Here is a 21,193-nt window from a genome sequence, read left to right as displayed (position 1 = left end):
GCAGGCTGTCTGATATGTCTAGACCAATTTTCGAAGTCATCGCGCTGACGCCCCAGGACGCCCAGGCCGCCGAGTCGGGCGGCGCCGACCGGCTCGAACTGGTCACGGACATGGCCGCCGACGGGCTCACCCCGTCGGTCGAGGACTTCGCCAAGATCAGGGCCGCCGTGGAGCTGCCGCTGCGCGTCATGCTGCGCGTCCGGGACGGCTTCGCGCCGGGCGACCTGGACGAGCTGGTGGCCCGGGCCGCCGCGCTGCGGGCCGAGGGCGCCGACGAGTTCGTCTTCGGCTTCCTGACGGCCGACGGCGCCGTCGACCTCGCCGCCACCGAGGCCGTCGCCGACGCGGTGGCGGGCTGCCGCTGGACGTTCCACCGGGCGATCGACCACAGCGCCGACCGGGCCGCCCTCCGGGCGGCCCTCGGCGCGCTGCCCGGGCTGGACACCTACCTCACCTCGGGCGCGGTGGCCGGGGTGGACGCGGGCCGGGAGGTGCTGCTGGCCGAGCTGGCCAGGGCCGGCGAGCCGGGGTACGGGCAACGGATCCTGATCGGCGGCGGCCTGCGGGCCGAACACCTGCCCGGTTTGCGGGCGGCGGGCTTCGACGGCTTCCACGTCGGCGGAGCGGTGCGGGTCGCCGGATGGCAGTCCCCCGTGGACGCCTCCAAGGTCGCCGAGTGGCGGTCCCTGATCGATGGCTGAGCGTGAGAGCGCCGACAGCTGAGCGATCGGCGGTCCGCGACTCGACGCGCGAAGGGGACCGGCGGATACCGCCGGTCCCCTTCGCGCGTCCCGGGCCCGGCGCGGTCAGCCCAGCCGGTCGGGCAGCGGCTCGGCGTGCAGCACCGCCAGCCCGGAGACGGCACGGGTCAGCGCCACGTACAGGCGGCGCAGGCCGGTCCGCTCGTCCGGCTCGCCGGCGACCACCGCGGCCGGCTCGTCCAGCACCACGTAGTCGTACTCCAGACCCTTGGCCAGCGAGGCCGGGACGAGGGTCAGCCGGGCCTCGGCGCTGGTCTCGGCGCCGGGGGAGAGGAACGGCAGGCCGGCCGCCGTCAGTGCCGCGGCGAGCATCGGGACGCGCGCGTCGGCGGCGATCAGACCGGTCGAGCCCTCGTGCTCCAGGGCCCGGTGGCAGGCCTCGACGACCGCCTTCTCCAGCCCGTCGTCCGGGACGCGGGTGACCGTCAGCGAGCCGGGCGCCGCACGCACGGACGTCGCGGGGGCGAGACCGGGGGCGATCGCGGGCAGCAGCCGGGAGGCGTAGGCGATGACCTCCTCGGGGACGCGGAAGCCCTTGGTCAGCTCCTCGATGTGGGCGGCCGGCTTGCCCAGGTGGTGCAGCGCGTCCGGCCAGCTCGCCGTCGCCCAGGGGGTGGTGCCCTGGGCGAGATCGCCGAGGACGGTCGCCGACCCCGTGGTGCAGCGGCGGCCGACGGCGCGGTACTGCATCGGGGAGAGGTCCTGGGCCTCGTCCAGCACCACGTGGCCGAGCGAGGGCGTGCGCTGGACCAGGTCGGTGGCCTCGTCCACCAGGACGGCGTCGGCCGGCGTCCAGCGGGCGGTCCGCACCGAGCGGCCGGGCTTGGACCAGAGCACCGTGCGCTGCTCCTCGGGGGTGAGGACGCCCTCCGCACACCGCGCCAGGAACTCCGGGTCGGAGAGCAGCCGGTGCACCAGCCTGGCCGGATCGACCGGCGGCCAGCACTCCTTGACCGTCGCCTTCACCGCCGCGTTGCGGGCCACCGCGTCCTGCACCCGGTCGTCCGGCGCCTCGCCGCCCTGCTCCATCTTCAGCAGCACGGCGTGCGCGATCCGCTGGGGCAGGGCCTCCCGGGCCGCGCCGTAGCGGATGTCGCGGGCGGTCAGCTCCTCGAGGATCTCGGTGAGCTCGTACACCGGCACGCGCCAGCGGCGGGAGCCGCGGACCACCACGCAGGGCTCGGTGGGCGCGCTGATGCCCGAACGCACGGCCCGGCGCAGCACCTCGGCCATCCGGGCGTCGCCCTTCAGCCGGGCCGCCTCGGCGGTGTCCTCGCCGCGCACCTCCACGTGCGCCACCAGCTGCTGCACGGTGGCCTGGGCCACCTCCAGCTCGCCGAGGGCGGGCAGCACCTGCTCGATGTAGGAGAGGAAGGCGTTGTTGGGGCCGATCACCAGGGTGCCCGTGCGGGCGAGCCGCTCGCGGTGCGCGTACAGCAGGTACGCCACGCGGTGCAGGCCGACGGCGGTCTTCCCGGTGCCGGGGGCGCCCTGGACGCAGACCGTGCCGGTGATGTCGGCGCGGACGATCTCGTCCTGCTCGGGCTGGATGGTGGCGACGATGTCGCGCATCGGGCCGACGCGGGGCTTCTCGATCTCGGCGGCGAGCAGCGCGGAGGAGGTGTCCGTCTCGGCCGGGTCGGTGAGGTGCTCGTCCTCGTAGGCGGTCAGCTCGCCGCCGGTGTAGCCGAAGCGGCGGCGGCGCTCGACGTCCATCGGCGCGGTGCGGCTGGCCCGGTAGAACGGCTGGGAGACCGGCGCGCGCCAGTCGATCACCATCGGGTCGCCGTCGTGGTCGTGGACGTGGCGGCGGCCGATGTAGAAGTTCTCGCCGCCGGAGCCCTCGGAGAGGTCCTCGCTGATCGCGTGCAGGTAGTCGAGGCGGCCGAAGAACAGCGGGGTGTGCGAGAGGTCGGCCAGGGCGGCGATCCGGGCCTCGATCTGGTTCTGGAGCACGACGGCGGTGACCCAGGTGCCGGTCACGTCGCTGATGTCCAGGGACTCGACGTCCTCGCGCATCGCGCGCAGCGCGGCCCGGGAGGCGGCCAGGTGGTCGCGTTCGCGCTGGAGGGGGTCGGTGGTGGGGGTGGCGGGCACAGCGAACCTTCCCGGCTGCCCCGGAGACGGGCGCAGCGGATCGTTGGAGCTCACGGTGGATACAGCCGACCGTCCCTCCTTGCCCGGCGACGGGCAGGAGGGGCCCATCCGTGCGGTCGGCGCCTCCCCCGGCTGCCTGCGCGACTCAGCAGGTACCACGGTTCGGGAGGGGGCAGACGAGTGATCCTAGACCCGGCGGCCTCGGGGTTCCACCCCGTTCCCCCTCCGGGGCCCTCAGGGCCTGCGTACACCTGGAGGACGACCTACGTCCTGCCCGGTACGGCCTTTGGGGTGATGTGCTTCGGGCGGGCGGAAACTACCGTGGAACACATGAGCACCGTACACATCACGGCGCCGCGAGTGCCGTCCCAGAAGTCCGCCCCCGCCCGCCCGGCCGGGGCCACCGCCGCGGTCGGCCCCGGACACCGCCGCTCCCCGCTGACCACGGCCGTCCGCAACGTCGGCATCGCGCTCGACACCGCCGCGCGCGTGGTCTTCCTCGGGCGCGACGGCGTCAAGTACTGAGCGCCGCCGGGAGTTACAGCACGTCGTCCGCGTCGATGATGCGGTAGGCGTAGCCCTGCTCCGCCAGGAAGCGCTGGCGGTGGGCGGCGAAGTCCTGGTCGACGGTGTCGCGGGCCACCACCGAGTAGAAGTGCGCCGAGTGCCCGTCCGCCTTGGGGCGCAGGACGCGGCCGAGCCGCTGGGCCTCCTCCTGGCGGGAGCCGAAGGTCCCGGAGACCTGGATGGCGACGGTCGCCTCGGGCAGGTCGATGGAGAAGTTGGCGACCTTGGAGACGACCAGGACGCTGATCTCCTTGGTGCGGAAGGCCTCGAAGAGCTTCTCCCGCTGGGCGTTGCTGGTCTCGCCCTTGATCACCGGGGCGTCCAGCACCTCGCCGAGCTCGTCGAGCTGGTCGATGTACTGGCCGATGATCAGGGTCTGGTCCTTCTCGTGCTTCTTCACCAGCGCCTCCACCACCCGGCGCTTGGTCGCCGTGGTGGCGCAGAACCGGTAGCGCTCCTCGGGCTCGGCGGTCGCGTAGGAGAGCCGCTCGGAGTCGGTGAGGGTGACCCGGACCTCGCAGCAGTCGGCGGGCGCGATGTAGCCCTGCGCCTCGATCTCCTTCCAGGGCGCGTCGAAGCGCTTGGGGCCGATGAGCGAGAAGACGTCGCCCTCGCGCCCGTCCTCGCGGACCAGGGTGGCGGTCAGGCCGAGCCGGCGGCGGGCCTGGAGGTCGGCGGTGAACTTGAAGACCGGCGCGGGCAGCAGATGGACCTCGTCGTAGACGACCAGGCCCCAGTTGCGGGCGTCGAAGAGTTCGAGGTGGGCGTAGACGCCCTTCCGCTTGGTGGTCATCACCTGGTAGGTGGCGATGGTGACCGGGCGGATCTCCTTGCGCGTCCCGCTGTACTCGCCGATCTCGTCCTCGGTGAGCGAGGTGCGCTTGACCAGTTCGTGCTTCCACTGCCGCGCCGAGACGGTGTTGGTGACCAGGATCAGGGTGGTCGACTTGGCCTCGGCCATCGCCGCCGCGCCGACCAGCGTCTTGCCGGCGCCGCAGGGCAGCACGACCACGCCCGAGCCGCCGTGCCAGAACCCCTCGACGGCCTGGGCCTGGTAGGGGCGCAGCTGCCAGCCGTTCTGGTCCAGCTCGATCGGGTGCGCCTCGCCGTCCACGTACCCGGCGAAGTCCTCGGCGGGCCAGCCGAGTTTGAGCAGGACCTGCTTGATCTGGCCGCGCTCGGAGGGGTGCACGACGACGGTGTCCGGATCGATCCGGGCGCCGACCAGCGGGGCGATCTTCTTGGAGCGCAGCACCTCCTCCAGCACCGGCCGGTCGGTGGTGGAGAGCACCAGCCCGTGGACGGGGTGCTTGGTGAGCTTGAGCCGGCCGTAGCGGGCCATCGTGTCGGCCACGTCCACCAGCAGCGCGTGCGGCACCGGGTAGCGGGAGAAGTTGACCAGGGCGTCGACCACCTGCTCGGCGTCGTGCCCGGCGGCACGGGCGTTCCACAGCCCGAGCGGGGTCACCCGGTAGGTGTGCACGTGCTCGGGCGCGCGCTCCAGCTCGGCGAACGGCGCGATGGCGCGACGGCAGTCGGAGGCCCTGGGGTGGTCGATCTCCAGAAGAAGAGTTTTGTCGCTCTGGACGATGAGCGGTCCGTCGTTCACGCGGGGGAGCCCTCCACTGGCTGACAGGTCTGCAGGGACGCAGACCCTCCAGTGTCGCGCATTCCGCCGCGAACCCGGAGGGCTACTTCCACTCGTGCACGGTGACCTTGCCGGTGCCGCTGCCGTCGGTGTCGTACTCGAAGAGTCCGACGGTGTCGTTGAGCTGGGCGAAGGACTCGGACTGGCTCTCGAAGAAGATCGCGCCGCGCCACGCCATGGCGCCGCCGGGGCCGGTGAAGCGGCCGATGCCGCTGCCGTGCCAGCTGTAGCCCTCGCCGCGCTCGCTCATGCCCACGCCCTGGCCCTCGCCGAACAGCGTGCCGTCCGAGCGAAGCTGCGACTCGTAGGTGGCGAACTCCCTGACCCCGACGCCGAGGACGTCGCCGGTCGCTTCGAACGAGACCTCGACCACGGGATGGATGCCGTCCGTGGTGGCCAGCACCCGCCGGCCGGTGTCCCTGGTGGTCTGCGTGACTATCCGGTTGCCGAGCACGATGACTCCCTTCGCGAGCCCCCACCTTCCGGAGTACGCCGGGTACGACCGGCTCGTCAACCGCGGGCAGTGACCGGCGGACCGGTCGGTCGTTGTGCGGGGCATGAACAAGTCGAAGCGCGCCCTCACCGCCCTCGCCCTCCTCGGTTCGGCCTTCGCCGCGACCGCCTCCTCCGCCGGCTCGGCGCACGCCCTCGCGGGCATCGGCGAGGGCCCGGGCGGGCTGATGGCCGCCCCCGCCTTCCTGCTCGCGGACACCGTCGGCGGCGGCAGCCTGCCGGTCGGCCAGGGGGACATCGCGGCCATGGCCGACAAGGCGATGCAGGAGAAGGCGAAGGAGCAGGCCGCCAAGCAGGGGCACTGACCGCCGGTCGCCGGGCGGTTGCCCCGGGAGGGCGCTACTCCTCCAGCTCGGCCACGCCGGTGATCCGGTGCAGGGCGAACGTGCGGAGTTCGTCCGCGTGGTGGTCGAAGGCGGTGACGAAGCCGCCTTCGACCTTGACCGGGTCGATGATGCGCTGGCTGGCGATCCCCTCGGCGTTCAGGTAGCCGATCCACATCCGCTCGCCGAGCAGGACGGCGGTCTGGAGCGAGGCGAGGGTCTCGGCCGCCGCCGTGCGGGGGAGCCGGCGCGGGTCGGGGGCCGGCTCCCGGCGGACGGCGGTGGCGGCGCGGTCGCCGGCCCGGATCGCCTTGATGGCGGCGGCGAGCAGGACGTCGTCGGGCGTCGGAGGACCGTCCGGTACCGGTACGGGGGCCGCGCGCGGCGGGGTGCGGTGGCGGTCCGGGCGGGTGATCAGGACGTCGCCCTCGGCGGACTCGGCCGCGGGCGCATAGCCCATGGTGCGCAGGGTGGCGAGCAGGACGTCCGGCGCGGCCTGGGAGGCCAGGACCGTCGGGGCGAGCAGGCGCAGCCGCAGGTCGACGGAGCGCCGGTCGGCCAGCACCTCGCCCAGCAGCGCCGGGTCGTCGCAGCGCAGGTACGAGGAGGCGGCGCCGACCCGCAGGATGCCGTGCCGCCGGGCCACGTCGTCGATCAGGTAGCTGAGCGGCTGCGGGACGGGCGTGCGGGAGTGCTGCTCCAGGAAGGCCTGGAGGTCGGCGGCGCTGCGGCCGGCGTCGAGGGCGCGGCGGACCGACTCGGGGGTGAACCGGTAGACGGTCGCGCCGCCCTTGGACTCGATGTCGGCGCAGAGCGCGAGCGCCTGGGCGAGCGGGGTGAGCAGCGGGCCGGGCGCGATCGCGGTGAGGTCCGGCTGGAGGATCACGTGGTCCAGCGGCCGCGGCAGCAGCGGGGCGAGCACCTCGGCCGGGTCGGCCTCGGCGGTGAGCAGCGCGCGGCCGGGGGAGGCCAGTGCGCCGCGGCCGGTGATGCCGAGCAGTTCGGCCTCGGCGAGGGTCCAGCCGACGAGGTCGTCCCGGAGGTCGCGCCCCGGACCGGCGGCCGGGTGCGCCCCGGCGCCCCCGTGCGGCCCGTCGGCGGCGGGCCGGGCGGTGACCGGTCCGCCGCGCAGTGGGCGCTGCCACCGCAGGGTGGGCAGCAGTTCGTCGGCGGTGGCGGGGGTGCCGGGCGGCAGCTCGGCGAGCAGGGCGAGGGCGGCCCGGCGCACCGACGGGGCCAGGGTGCGGTCGAGTTCGGGGCCGAGGGCGGCGCGCGGCTTGCCCTTGCCGTCCGGGGTGCCGGTGAGGGCCGGGACGCGGGTGGCGGTGAGCCAGCCGGCGGCCAGGACGGCCCAGCGGTCGGCGGTGTCCTGCTGGAGCCAGCCGTCGTACGCCGGGGTGGGGGACCAGCGCTCGTCGGCCTCGCCGTCCGGGGCCAGCAGGCCCGCCGTGTAGGCGAGTTCGAGCCAGAACGCGGTCTGCTGCTCGGTGCTCTCCAGGGTCTGGGCGGTGCGCTTGAGGTCGCGGACGCCGAGGCCGCCGGCGCGCAGGGTCGGCGGCGGGTTGAGGCCCCAGAGGTCGAGCAGCTCCTCGACGGTCCGGACGGCGGTGTACGCCTGCCCGGCGGCGGCGCCGTCCACAGCCTGGGGATCGCGCGCGGCGGCGGCCGGGGCCGGTTCGGGCTGGACCGGCTCGACCAGGCGGTGGGTGCGGCCGCCGCGCAGGTGCAGGGCGAGCTCACGGGGCAGCACCACGCTGCCGGGGCTGCTCGGCAGCAGCAGGCCGCGGGCCAGCAGCCACTCGACCGGGCTCTGCGCGTCCTCGGCGGTGACCGGGCGGGTGGCGTCCGGGACGGTGCCGGTGGGCGGGCCCCAGACCAGGCGGTCCAGCAGGCGCAGGGCCGGCTCGGGGGCGGTGGCGAGCAGCGCGTCGCACCGGGCGCGGTCGGTCAGCAGGGCGGTGAGCGCGGCGACGGCGGTCACCGGGTCGGGCGTCGGCGGCTGCCCGGCGGAGACCAGCAACTGCTGGATCCGGGCCGGGGACATCCCGGCGGTCGCGTCGGCGAGCGTCGGGCCGAGGCCGGTGCGGCCGGGGTTCGCGGCGGTCGGCGCGAGTGCCTCGCGGGCGGCGATGACCAGTCGCAGCCCGTTGTCGGGGCCCCAGAGCAGCGCCCGGTCGCGCAGGGTGGCGAGGGCGCGGGGGAGCGCGGCGGTGACGGCGGCCCGGTCGGCGGTGCTCAGCGGGGTGGCGCCCGGGTGCGGCTTGACCTTGGCGGGGCCGGTCAGCAGGGTCCGGACGGTCGCCGGGGGCGCGCCGTCGGGGGCGGCGGCCAGGGCCTCGGCGACCTGGAGGGTGAAGCGGTCCAGCCGTTCCAGGGCGCGCAGTGCGGAGGCCCGGGAGGAGAGCCGGGCGGCGAGCTGGGTGAGGTCGCCGGGGACGGGGACGAGCAGGTCGGGGCGGGACCGGAGCAGGGCGGCGAGGTCGTCGTCCGCGCGGCTGCGGAGCTCCTCGGCGAGGGTGCGGGGGCCGGCGGGCGCTTTGCCGGTGCGTTGGGGGCCCTGCTGTGTGGTCATTCGACCTAGGTTAGTCGGGTCGGGTGGTGGTGGGGATCCGTCGTCGGAGGGTGATCCGGCCGTGGTCGCCCGGGAGTGCGAGGCGGTGGACCGGCCGGTGGGCGGACCGGGCTCGCGTGGGCGGGGGCCGGGTGGGTAGCGTCACGAGCAGCGGGGATCCGCGGGGCCCGGCGCGGTCCCGCGCGGTCCCGCGAGGTCTTCGGGGACGGGCTCGGGCGAGGCGGGGTGCTGGGTGATGGCGGACGGCGAGTGGTGGCGCAGGCGCGGGCCGTGGAGCGAGCCGTCCGGCGGCGGTGACGGCGCGGGCGGTGGGACGGGTGACGGCGCGGGCGGTGCCGGTGCGGCCGGTGGTTCCGGCGGCCCGGCGAACGAGGACAGCGTGTACGCCACCGGCGCGCCGGTGGTGCCCCCGCGCCCCTCCGCCCCGCCCGCGCCCCCGCGGTCGGGGCGGCCGGCCGGTCCGGAGGACCAGGGCTCGCCGTGGGTGGCGGAGTCGTTCCGGGACGCCCCGGCCGACCCGGACGCCCTGCCGTCCCCGCAGCTGTACGCGTCCTCCGACGCCGGGGGCTGGGATCTGGTGATGCTCAACTTCTCGGACGGTCCGGGGGCGGCGATCACGCCGATCCCGGAGCAGCGGGCGGAGGGCGGGGAGGCGGCCGCGGCGGCCGGGCCGCCCGCCGAGCCCGACCCGGCCGAGGGCAAGGACAAGGGCAAGGGCAAGAACAAGGACAAGGACAAGGGCGCGAGCAGGGCGGGAGCCGGGGGCCGGGCGCGGGGCCGGGGGAAGACGCCGCCGCAGCCCGAGCCCGCCGCCGCGCCCCCGAAGCCGTCGGCGATGGCCGGCCGCCGCCCGTCGCCGCTCCTGCTGCTCGCCTCGGTGACGCTGGTCGGCGGAGCCGTCAGCGGCCAGATCGTGGTGATGCTGGTGGGCTGGGCGCTCGGCTACATGTCCCGTCAACTGAGCGATCTCACCAGGAAGTTCGCCATTCTCGGGATCCCGCTGGCGACGATCAGCGGGACCAGTCTCTGGTACTGGGGCCGGGCCCAGGGGCGCTGGGGCGGGGGGCTCCAGCCCGGGCAGCCGGCCGGCGAGATCGCCTGGTCGGCGGCCCCGGGCGTGCTCCGCCTCGCGGCCGTGCTGTCGGCGCTGTTCCTGCTCGGCATGGCGCTGAAGAAGCGGGTCCAGCCGGAGGGTTGAGCCGCCCCCGGCCGGGGGACGCGCCGGCCCGGCCCGGTCCGCTCCTGGCCGTCCCGGTCCGCTCAGCCGCGCTCGCGCTCCACCCGCAGGGCGCCGAGCAGCCCCGGGAAGGCCTCCTCGAACTCCTCGCGGCGCAGCGCGTTCAGCCGCGAGGTGCCGACGTAGTACTGGCGGATCAGCCCGGCCTCGCGCAGCACGTGGAAGTGGTGGGTGGCGGTGGACTTGCTGACCGGCAGGTCGATCGTCCCGCAGGCGAGGTCCTCGACGGCGGTGTCCAGCTCGGCGACGATCCGGCGCCGGACCGGGTCGACCAGCGCCTCCAGGACCTGCTGAAGACCGATCTCCCGGACGTCCGGGTGCGGCGGGATGCGGTGCTGCTGCCCGCCGCGCTGTGCTGCTGCCATGGTTCGGCCACCTCCGGCGCACATGGTACGGCAGACGTCAAAGTACGACGACGGTCGAAGTTTGACAGCTGACGCCCTTTCGGATCTAGTGGGACGCGGCGGCGCGTGGTCCGCACCGCCGTCACCGACCGGAAGGGGGCGATGCGCGATGGCCAGGACAGTGCGGTTCCACGAGCACGGCGGGCCGGAGGTACTGCGGCTGGAGGACGTCGAGGTCGGCTCGCCGGGCCCCGGCGAGCTGCTGATCCGGGTGGACGCGATCGGGATCAACCGGGCCGAGGCGCTGTTCCGCCGCGGCACCTACCTGGAGGCACCCCGGAGCTTCCCCGCCGGGCTCGGCGCCGAGGCGGCGGGCGTGGTCGAGACCGTCGGGGCCGGGGTGGCCGGGTTCGAGCCGGGGCAGCCGGTCAGCGTGGTGCCCGCGTTCTCGATGAACGACTACCCCGTCTACGCCGAGCGCGCGATCGTCCCCGCGGCGGCCGTGCTGCACCGGCCCGCAGGGCTCGGCGCGGTCGAGGGCGCGGCGGTCTGGATGCCCTATGTGACCGCCTACGGCGCGCTGGTGGAGGTCGGCGGCCTGCGGGCGGGGGACACCGTCGTGCTGACCGCCGCCTCCAGCAGTGTGGGCCTGGCCGCGATCCAGATCGCCCGCCGGGCGGGGGCGGTCCCGATCGCCACCACCCGGACCGGGGCCAAGCGGGAGGCCCTGCTCAAGGCCGGGGCGGCCGAGGTGATCGTCACCGAGGAGGAGGAGATCAGCGCGCGGGTGCTGGCCCTGACCTCGGGCCGGGGCGCCGAACTCGTCTTCGACGCCGTCGCCGGCCCCGGTGTGACGGACCTCGTCCGGGCGACCGCCGCCGGCGGCACCGTGCTGCTCTACGGCTGGCTGAGCGGCGAGCCGACGCCCTACCCGAACCTCGACCTCGGCATGCCCGCGGTGAACATCCGCAGCTACGTGATCCACGAGACGACCCGCGACCCGGAGCGGCTGCGCCGCGCGGAGGCCTTCGTCACCTCCGGCCTGCGCACCGGCTCCCTCGCCCCGGTGGTGGACCGGGTCTTCGGCCTGGACGAGGTCGCCGAGGCCCACCGCTACCTGGAGGCCGGCAACCAGCTCGGCAAGATCGTGGTCTCCGTCGACCACTGAGGCGCCGCGGTGCCGGCCGGCAGCGCGGATTCGCCGCCGGTGCGGGAGCGGGAAGTCGGCGGGTCCGACGTCCCGCTCCCGGCGCCGACCCGGAGGTCAGTCGTCCTCGGGGAAGAAGAAGTCCTGGGTCTGCCGCCGGTAGGGCGCCGGCACGGCGGCCAGGCGGTGCGCCGGCCAGAGGTCGGAGCGCTCGCTCAGGGTCAGTTCGCCGCCCTGGCGGACCAGCCAGACGTCCTCGTAGTCGAGGTGCAGCGCGGCGTCGCCGGGGACCCGGCCGAGCAGGCCGAGCGTCAGCCGGACGGTGTCGTCCTGCTGGTCGGAGACGTCGGCCGCCTTGTCGAGGCGGAAGGCCACCGAGACGGTCGCGCCGAAGGGGCGGCCGCCGATCAGCGGGTCCCCCCACGGGATCGCCTTGGTCGCCACCACCCGGATCCAGGTGCCGCGGGCGGTGACGGCGCCGTCGGCGACCAGGGTGCCGGCGTCCTCCCCGGCACCGAACAGCGCCTGCGGACGGGCGATTTCGTCGAGCTTCTCTGCGACCTCGGCCGCGGTGAGCGGGGTCACCAGGTCGAGGCTGTAGGCAATAGCCATGCTGGGCGTCTCTCTCGGTTCGTCTAGGGGTAGAAGTGGACCACGTTGCCGGACGAGTCGATGACCTTGATCTCCTTGAGACCCTCGATCGGCCAGTCCTGGAGCTGCTTGCGCATGGCGGCCGCGTCGACACCGCTGTCGGAGAGGTTCAGCACGATGCGGTCGGCCTGGCCCGAGTCCACCTTCTTCTGGATGCCGGTGGAGATGGAGCGCGGGTTCGAGGCGGTGGGCGCGTAGCAGTCGAACACCTCGCCCTCGATGCGGTAGTCGGGGTTCTTGGTCGTCCCGGTGACGTTCGGGTTCTGCTCGACCTTGTAGCCGTTGCGCGCCATGATCTCGGCGGACTCGTTCTCCCGCTCGAACGCCCGGCGGGTCGTCGCGTCGGCGTTCCTCGGGATGTTGGTGGTGTGCCCCTCCGGGGTGGCGGACGGGTCGGCCCCCTTCGACGGCTGGGTGTGCAGCTCGCCGGACCCGCCGCCGCCACCGCCCTCGCCCTCCATGTGGACCCGGCTGGAGCCCATGGCGTCCTGGGCGATCTCGCCCGCGCCGATGCCGGCCATCCCGAGACCGGTGGCGATGACGCCGGCCGAGAGCACGTTGACCGGTACGCCCACCACCGCGCCGACGCCGGTGAGGTCCAGGCCGACGCCGAGGACCTCGCCGCCCGCGCCGACCGTGGCGAGGGCGAGCCCGCCCGCGACCTCCAGCGCGGCGCCCGGGTTCTGCAGCATGGCGTTGCCGACCGAGGCGAGGTCCTCCACGACGACCTGGCCGACGTCCCCCAGGAAGTCCCCCGCGTCGGAGAAGAAGTCACCCACGTCGTCCCAGAAGCCGGGCTCCTCGGGGGCCTTGTCGCGCGCGGTGGCGACGGTCTTCGCCGCGGTGTCGCCGGCCGACTTGAGCTGGCCGCGGGCGTTGGCCAGGGTCTGCCGCGCGCCGTCCCGGGTGCTCTCGCCGGGGTCGGTGAAGGGCAGTTCGTGGCCGGCGTTGCGCTCCGCCTCCTGGTGGTCGCCCTTCGCCCGGCTGCTGGCGCTCTGGCCCGCGTCCCACTGCCGGATCGCCTCGGCCGCCTGCCCCTGCGCCCAGGTCAGGGTCGACTGGTAGGCGGTGAGCGCGGTGGCGGCGTTGTGGAAGCAGTCGCCGGCCTCCAGCCACTTGCCCGGCTCGCCCTCGAAGGCCTTCCGGAAGGCGTCGCCGGCCTTGCCCGACCACCCCTCGACGGTGTCGATCCGCTTGAGGCCCTCGCCGGTCGAGTGCAGGGTGTCCCCGTAGCTCTTGAGCCAGGCACAGGTGGAGGCGATCGCCTCCGGGTCGCCCGGGACGAGCTCCTTCGGGTCGGACGTGCCGCCCAGTTCCTTCGCCATCACTTCGCTCCCGGGTCCTCGCCGCTGTCGCGGCTCAGGGTGCCGCTCAGATGGCCGACGACGTGTCCGTCGACCTCGCGGTAGGCCTTCACGCTCGCGTTCAGCCGGGCCGTGACGGCCTGCGCGTCCTTGGCCAGGTTCTCCACGCCCAGCTGCCAGCGGGTGCAGAACTTCTCGACGACGTCGGCCAGGTGGCCGTGCCCGAAGTCCTCCTTCTTCGGGTCGAGGTCGCTGACCTTCTTGAACTGCATCTTCGCCAGGGTGTTGGTGATCCCCGAAGCCGCGTCGTCCAAGGCACCCAGATCGACCTTGAATCCGTCTGCCATGAGCCCTCCCGTCTGTGCCGAGCAGGCGTCCTGCGGGCGCCCGGGAACAGTGACGCGGGGCCGTGCGGTCCGGTTCCGGTGCGGCGCGGTGACCGGTCGGGGCCCCGGTCGCACCGGTCACGCGCCGTCAGGCCCCGGCGCGGGGCGCGGTCCAGGCCCCGGACCGGTCCCGGCTCAGGCCCCCAGGAAGCGCTGGAGCTGGGCGAGCACGTAGTTCGCCCCGGTGTACCCGATGCCCTGGAACCAGAGCCGGTCGTCCACCTCGAAGGCCCGGTGGGCGCGTACGGCGCCGAGGCCCTGCCAGGCCGGGGAGGCCAGTACGGCCCTGGTGCCGGCCCGTTCCGGGTCGCCGTAGGTGGCGTACAGCAGCAGGTCGCCGTCGGCCCGGGCGATCTGGTCCGCCGGGATCTCGACGTCGAACTGGTCGACGTTCTGCGCGTCCGGCCGGCCGAGCTGGACGTCCGCCAGCACCGTGCCGGGGAAGTTCTGCCGACCGTACAGTCTGATGCCCGCGCCCTCGACGAACCGCACCAGGCCGACCCGGCGCCCGGAGGCCTTGGCGTTCGACAGCGCCTGGACGACCTGGGAGACATGCCGCTGGTAGGAGCCGACGAAGGCCTCGGCGGCGTCCTGGCGGCCCAGCGCCTGCGCGTGCAGCTGGACGTTCGCCTTCCACGGGTAGCCGGTGGTCTGGGTCAGCACGGTGGGGGCGATCTCGCGCAGCTGGTCGTAGCGGCCGCCGTCACGGGCCTGGTTGGAGAGGATCAGATCGGGCCGCAGGGCGCGGATCGCGGCGAGGTCCGGGGCACCGGCGTCGCCGACCCGGGTGAGCCCGGCGACCCGGGAGGCGGGCCAGTAGTCGGGGAAGCCGGTGTCCAGCGGCGCCAGGGCCGCGCCGACGGGGGTGATGCCCAGCGTCAGCGCGGAGTCCAGCTCGGCGGTGTCCAGGGTGACCACGCGCATCGGCGCACCCGGCACCGCGACCGGGCCCGTCGCGGCGCCGACGGTGGCGTCGGGCACCGGGGTCGGGGTCGGGGTGACGCTCGCGGCGGCGGCGGCGGCGCCGTCGGCGGGCGGGGCGGTGTGCCGGGTGCTGCACCCGGCGAGGGCGGCGGCGCCGAGCCCCGCGAGCAGGGTGCGGCGGGTGAGCGGGGGCATCGGCGGTCCTCGGGCGGGCGGACGGGGAACGGGCGTGCCCGCGGTGGCCGCGGGCGCGTCGATTATGTCCGAATTGCCCGCTAGGCGTCGGCCTTCACCGCCCACGGCGCGCCCGGGACCACCAGCGGGGTACCGGTCACCGGGTCCGGCACGACCACCGAGTCCAGACCGAACACCTCGCGCACCAGCTCCGCCGTCACCACCTCGGCCGGCGCACCCTGGGCGACGATCCGGCCGGCGCGCATCGCCACCAGGTGGTCGGCGTAGCGGGCGGCCTGGTTGAGGTCGTGCAGCACGGCCACCACCGTCCGCCCGCGCTCGACGTTGAGCCGCCGGACCAGGTCCAGCACCTCGACCTGGTGCGCGATGTCCAGGAACGTCGTCGGCTCGTCCAGCAGCAGGATGTCGGTGCCCTGGGCGAGCGCCATCGCGATCCAGGCCCGCTGGCGCTGGCCGCCGGACAGCTCGTCCACGCTGCGCTCGGCCAGTTCGGCGGTGGAGGTGCGCTCCAGCGCCTCGGCGACCGCCCGCTCGTCCTCGGCCGACCACTGCTGCCACCAGCTCTGGTGCGGCTGGCGGCCGCGGGAGACCAGGTCGGCCACCGAGATGCCCTCGGGCGCGGTCGGGGACTGCGGGAGCAGCCCGATCCGCTGGGCGATCCGCTTGGTCGGGACGCGCGCCAGCTCGGCGCCGTCCAGCAGCACCGCGCCCCGCACCGGCTTCAGCAGCCGGCCGAGCGCGCGCAGCAGCGTCGACTTGCCGCAGGCGTTCGGGCCGACGATCACCGTCACCCGGCCGTCCGGGACGGTCAGGTCCAGCCCCTCCACGACCGTGCGCGCCTCGTAGGCGAGGGTCAGGCCCCGGGCTTCGAGACGGTGGGCCGGCGTCGGACGGGCGGACATCAGGAACCTCCACGGCGGGATCGGACGAGCAGCCACATCAGGTACGGCGCGCCGACCAGGCCGGTCACCACGCCGACCGGCAGCTCGGTGGGCGAGAGCAGCCGCCGGGCCAGCAGGTCGGCCAGGACGACCACCAGCGCACCGGTCAGGGCCGAGCAGAACAGCGGGATCTGCGCCGAGCGGGCCAGCCGCAGCGCGATCTGCGGGGCCATCAGCGCGACGAAGTCCACCGGCCCGGCCGCGCCCGCCGCACAGGAGGCCAGCACGACGCCGAGCAGCCCCATGCCGAGCCGGATCCGGTCCAGCCGCAGGCCGAGCCCGACGGCGGTGGCGTCGTCGAAGGAGATCGAACGCTGCGCCCGCGCCGCCCAGAGCGCCACCGGTACGGCGGCCAGCAGCACCCAGGCGAGCCAGCCGGCCTGGCCGTACCCGGAGCCGTTCAGGCTGCCGGTCATCCACACCTTCGCGGCCTGCGCCTGGAAGCCGTCGCCCTTGGTCAGGAAGACCGAGGTGAGCGAGGAGAGCGCGACGCTGATGCCGATGCCGATCAGCACGAACCGCTGGGCGTGCAGACCGCGCCGCCAGGCCAGCACGTACACCAGCACCCCGGCCACCAGGCCGCCGGCGACCGCCGCCCACGGCACCTGGCCGGCGGAGCCGACCACGCCGTACGCCATCAGCCCGACCACGGTGGCGGTGGCGCCCCAGGAGACGCCGACCACGTCGGGGCTGGCCAGCGGGTTGCGGGCGACGGTCTGCACCAGTGCGCCGGCCAGGCCGAGCGCGGTGCCGACCAGGAGCCCGACCACCACCCGGGGCAGCCGGAACTCGCCGACCACCAGCTCGTGCGGGCTGGGCCGCCCCAGCACCACCTTCACCACCTCGGCCGGGGAGACGGTGGACTCGCCCAGGCAGAGCGAGGCGACGACGGTGGCGGCCAGCGCCAGCAGCAGGCCGAGCACCGCGACGGCGGAGCGGCGGTGCAGCAGGAAAGAGGCGCGCCCGGCGCGCAGCACGGTGTAGCCCCGCAGCGGGACGACGGAGGCGCTCACGCGGCCACCACCTTGCGGCGCCGGACCAGCGCGACCAGCACCGGCACCCCGACCAGGGCGGTCATCACCCCGGCGGGCACCTCGGACGGCGGGAAGAGCACCCGGCCGAAGGCGTCGGCGAGCAGCAGCAGCGCCGGGCCGAGCACGGCGGAGAAGGCGAGCACCCAGCGGTGGTCCGCCCCGGCCACCGCCCGGGCGGCGTGCGGCACGGCGAGTCCGACGAAGGCGATCGGACCGGCGGCGGCGACCGCCGAGCCGGTCAGCACGGTGGCCCCGAGCGCGCCGACCGCCCGCACCAGGCCGGTCCTGGCACCGAGCCCCTTGGCGGTGTCGTCGCCGAGCGCCAGCGCGTCCAGCCCCCGCGCCACCGCGAACACCAGGACGGTGCCGACGAGCAGGAAGGGCAGCAGCTGCCAGGCCACGTCGGCGGTGCGTCCGGAGAGCGACCCGACGTGCCAGAACCGGAACTGGTCCATCGCGGCGGCGTCGGTGGTGAGCACCATGGTGTTGAGCGAGGCGATGAACGCCGACATCGCCGAGCCGGCCAGCGCCAGCTTGATCGGGGTCGCTCCGCCCCGGCCCCGGCCGGCCAGGCCGTACACCAGCACGGTGGCGATCACCGCCCCGGCGAAGCCGAACCAGACGTACCCGGTGAGGGTGGAGACGCCGAACGCGGAGATCGCCAGCACCACGCCGGCCGCCGCGCCCTGGCTGACGCCGAGGATGCCCGGGTCGGCGATCGGGTTGCGGGTGATGCCCTGCATGACGGCGCCGGCGAGGCCGAGCGCCGCGCCCACCGCGAGACCGACCACCGTGCGCGGCACCCGCAGCTCGCGGACCACCACGGCGTTGGTGGTGTCCCCGCCGTGCCACAGGGCGTCGAGGGTCTCCCCGAGCGGGATGGTGCGGCTGCCGACGGCCAGGCTGAGCAGGACGGCGGCGGCCAGCAGGGCCAGTGCGGCGGCGAGCCACAGTATTCGGCGGCGCGGCAGCGGGCGCGTGCCGGGCGCGGGTGCGGACCGGGGTGCGGCCGTCGGCGCGGTGGTGTCGGTCATGGCTCTCTCTCGCAGATAGCTCAGGCAAACCTAAGTTCCACGGAGAAGCCGGGGCAAATCGCTCCGGCCCCCGGCCGGGAGCCGGACCGGGACGGAGCCGGCCGTTCCGGCGGCGGGGTTGGATAGCCTGGCGGCATGCCTGCTACCCCGGACGTCCCGCTCACCGTCGGCTTCGACCTCGACATGACCCTGCTGGACACCCGGCCCGGGATCCGGGCCACCTATCTGGCGCTCGCGGCGGAGACCGGCGCGCACATCGACGCCGACCTCGTGGTCACCCGGCTCGGCCCGCCGCTGCTGGACGAACTGAGCAACTGGTTCCCGGCCGAGCGGGTGCAGGCGGTCGCCGACCGCTACCGCGTGCTGTACCGGGACCTCGCCTTCGCCCCGACCGTCGCCCTGCCCGGCGCGCACGCCGCGATCGACGCGGTGCGCGCGCACGGCGGCCGGGTCGTGGTGATCACCGGCAAGTACGAGCCGAACGCCCGGCTGCACCTGGAGCACGCCGGGCTGCACGCGGACGCGCTGGTGGGGGACCTCTGGGCGGAGACCAAGGGCGTCGCGCTGCGCGAGCACGGCGCCTCGGTGTACGTCGGCGACCACCTCGGCGACATCCGGGGGGCCAAGCACGCGGACGCCGTGGCGGTCGGCGTGGCGACCGGGCCGTACGGCGCCGAGGACCTGCTGGCGGCGGGCGCGGACGTGGTGCTGGCCGACCTCACCGGCTTCCCCGAGTGGCTGGCCGGCCACCTGGCCGCGCGGCCGGTCGGCTAGGGCGCGGGCCGGTCAGGCCCCGGCGTGCACCCGGCGGCGCTGGGCGCGGGCGGAGAGCAGCAGGCCGGTCAGGGCGAGCAGGAAGCCCAGCGGCATCAGCATGCTCAGCCAGTACGCGGCCGTCGGCAGCGGCGTCAGGTGCAGGAACAGCGGGACGAAGGTGACCAGGGTGGCGAGCGCGCCGAACCCGAAGACGATCGCTCCGGCCTTGACGTAGGCGTCGCCGCGGTCGGCGCTCTGGCTGCTCACTGGGGTGCTCCTCTGCGGTCGGTCGGCCGTCCCAGTCTGGCAGAGGACGCCGCCCGCGCCGGCGGCGGACCGTTTCGGGGGCGACCCGTCCGGTCACGTTGCGCAGTTTCCCGGAAGCTGGGAGTTTTGATCCCTGCTGGGCAGGGGTATGCACGCTGTGCCGAGGGGTGCGACAGGTGCGCCCCGTCTCCTCAGACCGGGGGTGTGAGCCAGTGGAAAGCGCGAAGCCGCGTCCCCGCCGTGCCAGTACCTGGTCGCCGGTGGCCACCAGAGCCCGGTACGGATCCTCCGCGGATCGCGGATGAGGCAGTGACTGACCGTTAGTCTGCTCTCCACAGCGTGCTGACCATGAGCGCCCCACGGGCGCGGAGCCGAGGTCGGCCCGCCCTCCACCACCCAGTGATCCCCGGCCAGGGCCGGGATCCCTCACACCCACATCGAGGACTGTTCGAGATGCCCACCGGCCAGGTGAAGTGGTTCAACGAGACGAAGGGCTTCGGCTTCCTTTCGCGCGACGACGGCGGCGACGTCTTCGTCCACACCAAGGCGCTGCCCGCCGGTGTCACCGTGCTGAAGCCCGGTCAGCGGGTGGAGTTCGGCGTGGTCGCGGGCCATCGCGGGGACCAGGCGATGGCCGTGCAGCTGCTGGACGCGCTGCCGTCGGTCGCCGCCGCCACGCGCAAGAGCGCGGACGACATGGCGGCGCTGGTGCAGGACCTGATCACCATGATGGACGCGGTGCTGCCCGGGCTCCAGCACGGCCGCTACCCGGCCAAGCCGACCGGCCAGAAGCTGGCCGGGGTGCTGCGCGCGGTGGCCGACCAGTTCGACGTGTAGGCCGGTCCGGCCGTCCTCAGGCGTCCAGCGCACCCGGGTCGAGCGGGGGTACCAGCCCCTCGGCGGCGGCCCGGGTGAGCAGCGCCCGCACCGCGGCGTAGCCGTCCTCGCCGAGGTCGGCGGTGAACTCGTTGACGTACAGGCCGATGTGCTGGTCGGCGACGGCCGGGTCCATCTCCTGGGCGTGCGCGAGCACGTACTCCCGGCTGGCCGACGGGTCGGCCCAGGCCTGGCGGACGGAGGCGCGGATCGCCTCGGTGACCGCGCGCAGCCGTTCGGCGCCGAGCGAGCGCCTGGCGATGATCGCGCCGAGCGGGATCGGCAGGCCGGTCTCGCGCTCCCAGGCCTCGCCCATGTCGGCCAGGCTGCGCAGGCCGTACTGCCGGTAGGTGAAGCGGGCCTCGTGGATCACCAGGCCGGCGTCCACCCGGCCGTCCCGGACGGCGGGCATGATCTCGTGGAACGGCAGGACGACGATCTTCCCCAGGCCGCCGGGCACCGCCTTGGCCGCCCAGAGCCGGAACAGCAGGTAGGCGGTGGACCGCTCGGAGGGGACGGCGACCGTCCGGCCGCTCAGGTCGTCGCCGGTCTCCGGGCGGGTGAGCACCAGCGGGCCGCAACCGCGGCCGAGCGCGCCGCCGCAGGGCAGCAGCGCGTACTCGTCCAGCACCCAGGGCAGCGCGGCGTAGCTGACCTTCAGGAGGTCCAGTTCGCCGCGCTCGGCCAGGCCGTTGGTGACGTCGATGTCCGCGAAGGTGACCTCGGGGGCGTCCGCGCCGGGCACCAGGCCGTGCGTCCAGGCGTGGAACACGAAGGTGTCGTTCGGGCAGGGCGAGTGGGCGATGGTCAGCCGTTCAGCCACGGCGGGCCTCCTCGGACGTGGTCAGGAGCTCCGGGTAGGGGAGCGCGGTGAAGGCCCGCTCCAGCGCGGCGAGGGCCTCGCCGATCCGCCAGGCGGCCCGGTCGCGGGGGCCCACCGGGTTGGAGACGGTGCGCAGCTCGAAGACCGGCACCCCGTGCCGGGCGGCGGCCTCGGCCACCCCGAAGCCCTCCATCGCCTCGGCCACCGCGTCGGGGTGGCGGGCGGTCAGGGCGGCGGCGCGGGCGGCGCTGCCGGTCACCGTCGAGACGGTGAGCACGGTGCCGGTGACCACCGGGGAGTCGCCGGCCGCGGCGCCCAGCGCCTCGGCGGCGCGGGCCACGGTGGCCCGGGCGGGGGTGTGCCGGACCGTCCCGAAGCCCAGTTCGGTGACGTCGGCGAAGCCCTCCGGGGTCTCCGCGCCCAGGTCGGCGGCGACGATCGCCTCGGCGAGCACGGTCGCGCCGACCGGCGCGGCCGGGGCGAACCCGCCGCCGATCCCGGCCGAGAGCACCAGGTCGTACCGGCCGACGGCGAGCGCGGCGGACGCGGCCGAGGCGGCGGCGGCCGGGCCGACCCCGCCCGCCAGCACGTCCACCGTGACCCCCGAGGGGTGCTCGGCGCGGTGCAGCCCGCCGCCGGGCACCGGCACCGGGGCGGCCTCCGCGCCGTCCTCGCGGCGGCCCAGGCCCCGCAGCACGGCGGCGGCCTCGGCCGGTACCGCGACGACGACGAGCAGTCGGCCCCGCCGGGGGGCCGACTGCTCGTCGTCGTGGAGTCGCGCGGTCATCGGACG

The 21,193-nt window shown here is 75.1% G+C and carries 22 protein-coding genes; 7 read left to right on the top strand and 15 right to left on the bottom strand.

Annotated features, from left to right (window positions below):
* Positions 1-14 precede the first annotated feature (14 nt).
* Positions 15-701: a copper homeostasis protein CutC gene (locus ACIF6L_RS26165; RefSeq protein ID WP_380390127.1), complete on the top strand. Its 687-nt coding sequence runs from the start codon at positions 15-17 to the stop codon at positions 699-701.
* Positions 702-806: 105 nt separating this feature from the next.
* Here ACIF6L_RS26165 and ACIF6L_RS26160 read toward each other — a convergent pair whose 3' ends face one another.
* Positions 807-2,966, bottom strand: a complete 2,160-nt coding sequence (locus ACIF6L_RS26160) for a HelD family protein (protein ID WP_396488876.1) — start codon at positions 2,964-2,966, stop codon at positions 807-809.
* A gap of 222 nt (positions 2,967-3,188) precedes the next feature.
* On the opposite strand from ACIF6L_RS26160, the gene ACIF6L_RS26155 reads away from it, so the two are divergent.
* A complete protein-coding gene (locus tag ACIF6L_RS26155) occupies positions 3,189-3,383 on the top strand; it encodes a hypothetical protein (protein WP_329489156.1) in 195 nt (64 codons plus the stop codon).
* Between the two features lie 13 nt (positions 3,384-3,396).
* On the opposite strand, the gene ACIF6L_RS26150 is transcribed toward ACIF6L_RS26155, so the two are convergent.
* Both ACIF6L_RS26150 and ACIF6L_RS26145 read right to left on the bottom strand, forming a co-directional pair.
* Positions 3,397-5,034, bottom strand: coding sequence for a DNA repair helicase XPB (locus ACIF6L_RS26150; protein ID WP_329489157.1), 1,638 nt, complete (start codon positions 5,032-5,034; stop codon positions 3,397-3,399).
* Positions 5,035-5,116: 82 nt separating this feature from the next.
* Entirely contained in the window at positions 5,117-5,527 is a 411-nt protein-coding gene (locus ACIF6L_RS26145) for a hypothetical protein (RefSeq protein WP_329489158.1), read from the bottom strand.
* Positions 5,528-5,630: 103 nt separating this feature from the next.
* Between ACIF6L_RS26145 and ACIF6L_RS26140 the strand changes: the two genes are divergently transcribed.
* Positions 5,631-5,891, top strand: coding sequence for a hypothetical protein (locus tag ACIF6L_RS26140; RefSeq protein ID WP_329489159.1), 261 nt, complete (start codon positions 5,631-5,633; stop codon positions 5,889-5,891).
* 34 nt (positions 5,892-5,925) lie between these two features.
* Here the strand turns inward: ACIF6L_RS26140 and ACIF6L_RS26135 are convergent, their stop codons facing one another.
* Complete coding sequence (locus ACIF6L_RS26135; RefSeq protein WP_396488874.1) at positions 5,926-8,481, bottom strand: helicase-associated domain-containing protein; 2,556 nt, start codon at positions 8,479-8,481, stop codon at positions 5,926-5,928.
* Positions 8,482-8,716: 235 nt separating this feature from the next.
* On the opposite strand from ACIF6L_RS26135, the gene ACIF6L_RS26130 reads away from it, so the two are divergent.
* The gene (locus tag ACIF6L_RS26130) at positions 8,717-9,679 is read left to right on the top strand and encodes a hypothetical protein (protein WP_396488872.1); all 963 of its coding nucleotides are present in this window, start codon (positions 8,717-8,719) and stop codon (positions 9,677-9,679) included.
* 62 nt (positions 9,680-9,741) lie between these two features.
* Here the strand turns inward: ACIF6L_RS26130 and ACIF6L_RS26125 are convergent, their stop codons facing one another.
* The gene (locus ACIF6L_RS26125) at positions 9,742-10,083 is read right to left on the bottom strand and encodes a helix-turn-helix transcriptional regulator (protein ID WP_329489162.1); all 342 of its coding nucleotides are present in this window, start codon (positions 10,081-10,083) and stop codon (positions 9,742-9,744) included.
* A 148-nt stretch (positions 10,084-10,231) separates the two neighbouring features.
* Between ACIF6L_RS26125 and ACIF6L_RS26120 the strand changes: the two genes are divergently transcribed.
* Entirely contained in the window at positions 10,232-11,230 is a 999-nt protein-coding gene (locus tag ACIF6L_RS26120) for a zinc-dependent alcohol dehydrogenase family protein (protein ID WP_329489163.1), read from the top strand.
* Positions 11,231-11,326: 96 nt separating this feature from the next.
* Here ACIF6L_RS26120 and ACIF6L_RS26115 read toward each other — a convergent pair whose 3' ends face one another.
* The 7 genes from ACIF6L_RS26115 to ACIF6L_RS26085 form a co-directional block, all read right to left on the bottom strand.
* Positions 11,327-11,821, bottom strand: coding sequence for a SitI3 family protein (locus ACIF6L_RS26115; RefSeq protein WP_359803815.1), 495 nt, complete (start codon positions 11,819-11,821; stop codon positions 11,327-11,329).
* Between the two features lie 23 nt (positions 11,822-11,844).
* Positions 11,845-13,185, bottom strand: a complete 1,341-nt coding sequence (locus ACIF6L_RS26110; RefSeq protein WP_396488869.1) for a putative T7SS-secreted protein — start codon at positions 13,183-13,185, stop codon at positions 11,845-11,847.
* Positions 13,185-13,511, bottom strand: a complete 327-nt coding sequence (locus tag ACIF6L_RS26105) for a hypothetical protein (RefSeq protein WP_396488868.1) — start codon at positions 13,509-13,511, stop codon at positions 13,185-13,187. The genes ACIF6L_RS26110 and ACIF6L_RS26105 overlap by 1 nt, the downstream gene beginning before the upstream one ends.
* A gap of 174 nt (positions 13,512-13,685) precedes the next feature.
* Positions 13,686-14,669, bottom strand: a complete 984-nt coding sequence (locus ACIF6L_RS26100) for an ABC transporter substrate-binding protein (RefSeq protein ID WP_396488866.1) — start codon at positions 14,667-14,669, stop codon at positions 13,686-13,688.
* 80 nt (positions 14,670-14,749) lie between these two features.
* Positions 14,750-15,571 carry an ABC transporter ATP-binding protein gene (locus ACIF6L_RS26095; RefSeq protein ID WP_396488864.1) on the bottom strand — a complete coding sequence of 274 codons (822 nt, stop codon included), beginning with the start codon at positions 15,569-15,571 and terminating at the stop codon, positions 14,750-14,752.
* A complete protein-coding gene (locus ACIF6L_RS26090) occupies positions 15,571-16,623 on the bottom strand; it encodes a FecCD family ABC transporter permease (protein WP_396488863.1) in 1,053 nt (350 codons plus the stop codon). The genes ACIF6L_RS26095 and ACIF6L_RS26090 overlap by 1 nt, the downstream gene beginning before the upstream one ends.
* A complete protein-coding gene (locus ACIF6L_RS26085; protein WP_396488862.1) occupies positions 16,620-17,678 on the bottom strand; it encodes a FecCD family ABC transporter permease in 1,059 nt (352 codons plus the stop codon). The genes ACIF6L_RS26090 and ACIF6L_RS26085 overlap by 4 nt, the downstream gene beginning before the upstream one ends.
* A gap of 135 nt (positions 17,679-17,813) precedes the next feature.
* Between ACIF6L_RS26085 and ACIF6L_RS26080 the strand changes: the two genes are divergently transcribed.
* Positions 17,814-18,452: an HAD family hydrolase gene (locus tag ACIF6L_RS26080; RefSeq protein WP_396488860.1), complete on the top strand. Its 639-nt coding sequence runs from the start codon at positions 17,814-17,816 to the stop codon at positions 18,450-18,452.
* A gap of 12 nt (positions 18,453-18,464) precedes the next feature.
* On the opposite strand, the gene ACIF6L_RS26075 is transcribed toward ACIF6L_RS26080, so the two are convergent.
* Positions 18,465-18,701 carry a hypothetical protein gene (locus tag ACIF6L_RS26075; RefSeq protein ID WP_329489172.1) on the bottom strand — a complete coding sequence of 79 codons (237 nt, stop codon included), beginning with the start codon at positions 18,699-18,701 and terminating at the stop codon, positions 18,465-18,467.
* Between the two features lie 453 nt (positions 18,702-19,154).
* Here ACIF6L_RS26075 and ACIF6L_RS26070 point away from each other — a divergent pair, with 453 nt between their 5' ends.
* A complete protein-coding gene (locus tag ACIF6L_RS26070; protein ID WP_329489173.1) occupies positions 19,155-19,538 on the top strand; it encodes a cold-shock protein in 384 nt (127 codons plus the stop codon).
* Positions 19,539-19,554: 16 nt separating this feature from the next.
* Here the strand turns inward: ACIF6L_RS26070 and ACIF6L_RS26065 are convergent, their stop codons facing one another.
* A complete protein-coding gene (locus tag ACIF6L_RS26065; RefSeq protein ID WP_329489174.1) occupies positions 19,555-20,400 on the bottom strand; it encodes a 1,4-dihydroxy-6-naphthoate synthase in 846 nt (281 codons plus the stop codon).
* Positions 20,393-21,187: a futalosine hydrolase gene (locus tag ACIF6L_RS26060; protein ID WP_396488857.1), complete on the bottom strand. Its 795-nt coding sequence runs from the start codon at positions 21,185-21,187 to the stop codon at positions 20,393-20,395. Before ACIF6L_RS26060 ends, ACIF6L_RS26065 begins: the two co-directional genes overlap by 8 nt.
* Positions 21,188-21,193: the final 6 nt, after the last annotated feature.

Source organism: Kitasatospora sp. NPDC086009, from assembly GCF_044540385.1.
Lineage (GTDB): Bacteria > Actinomycetota > Actinomycetes > Streptomycetales > Streptomycetaceae > Kitasatospora.
This window is presented reverse-complemented; position numbering and strand designations above follow the sequence as displayed.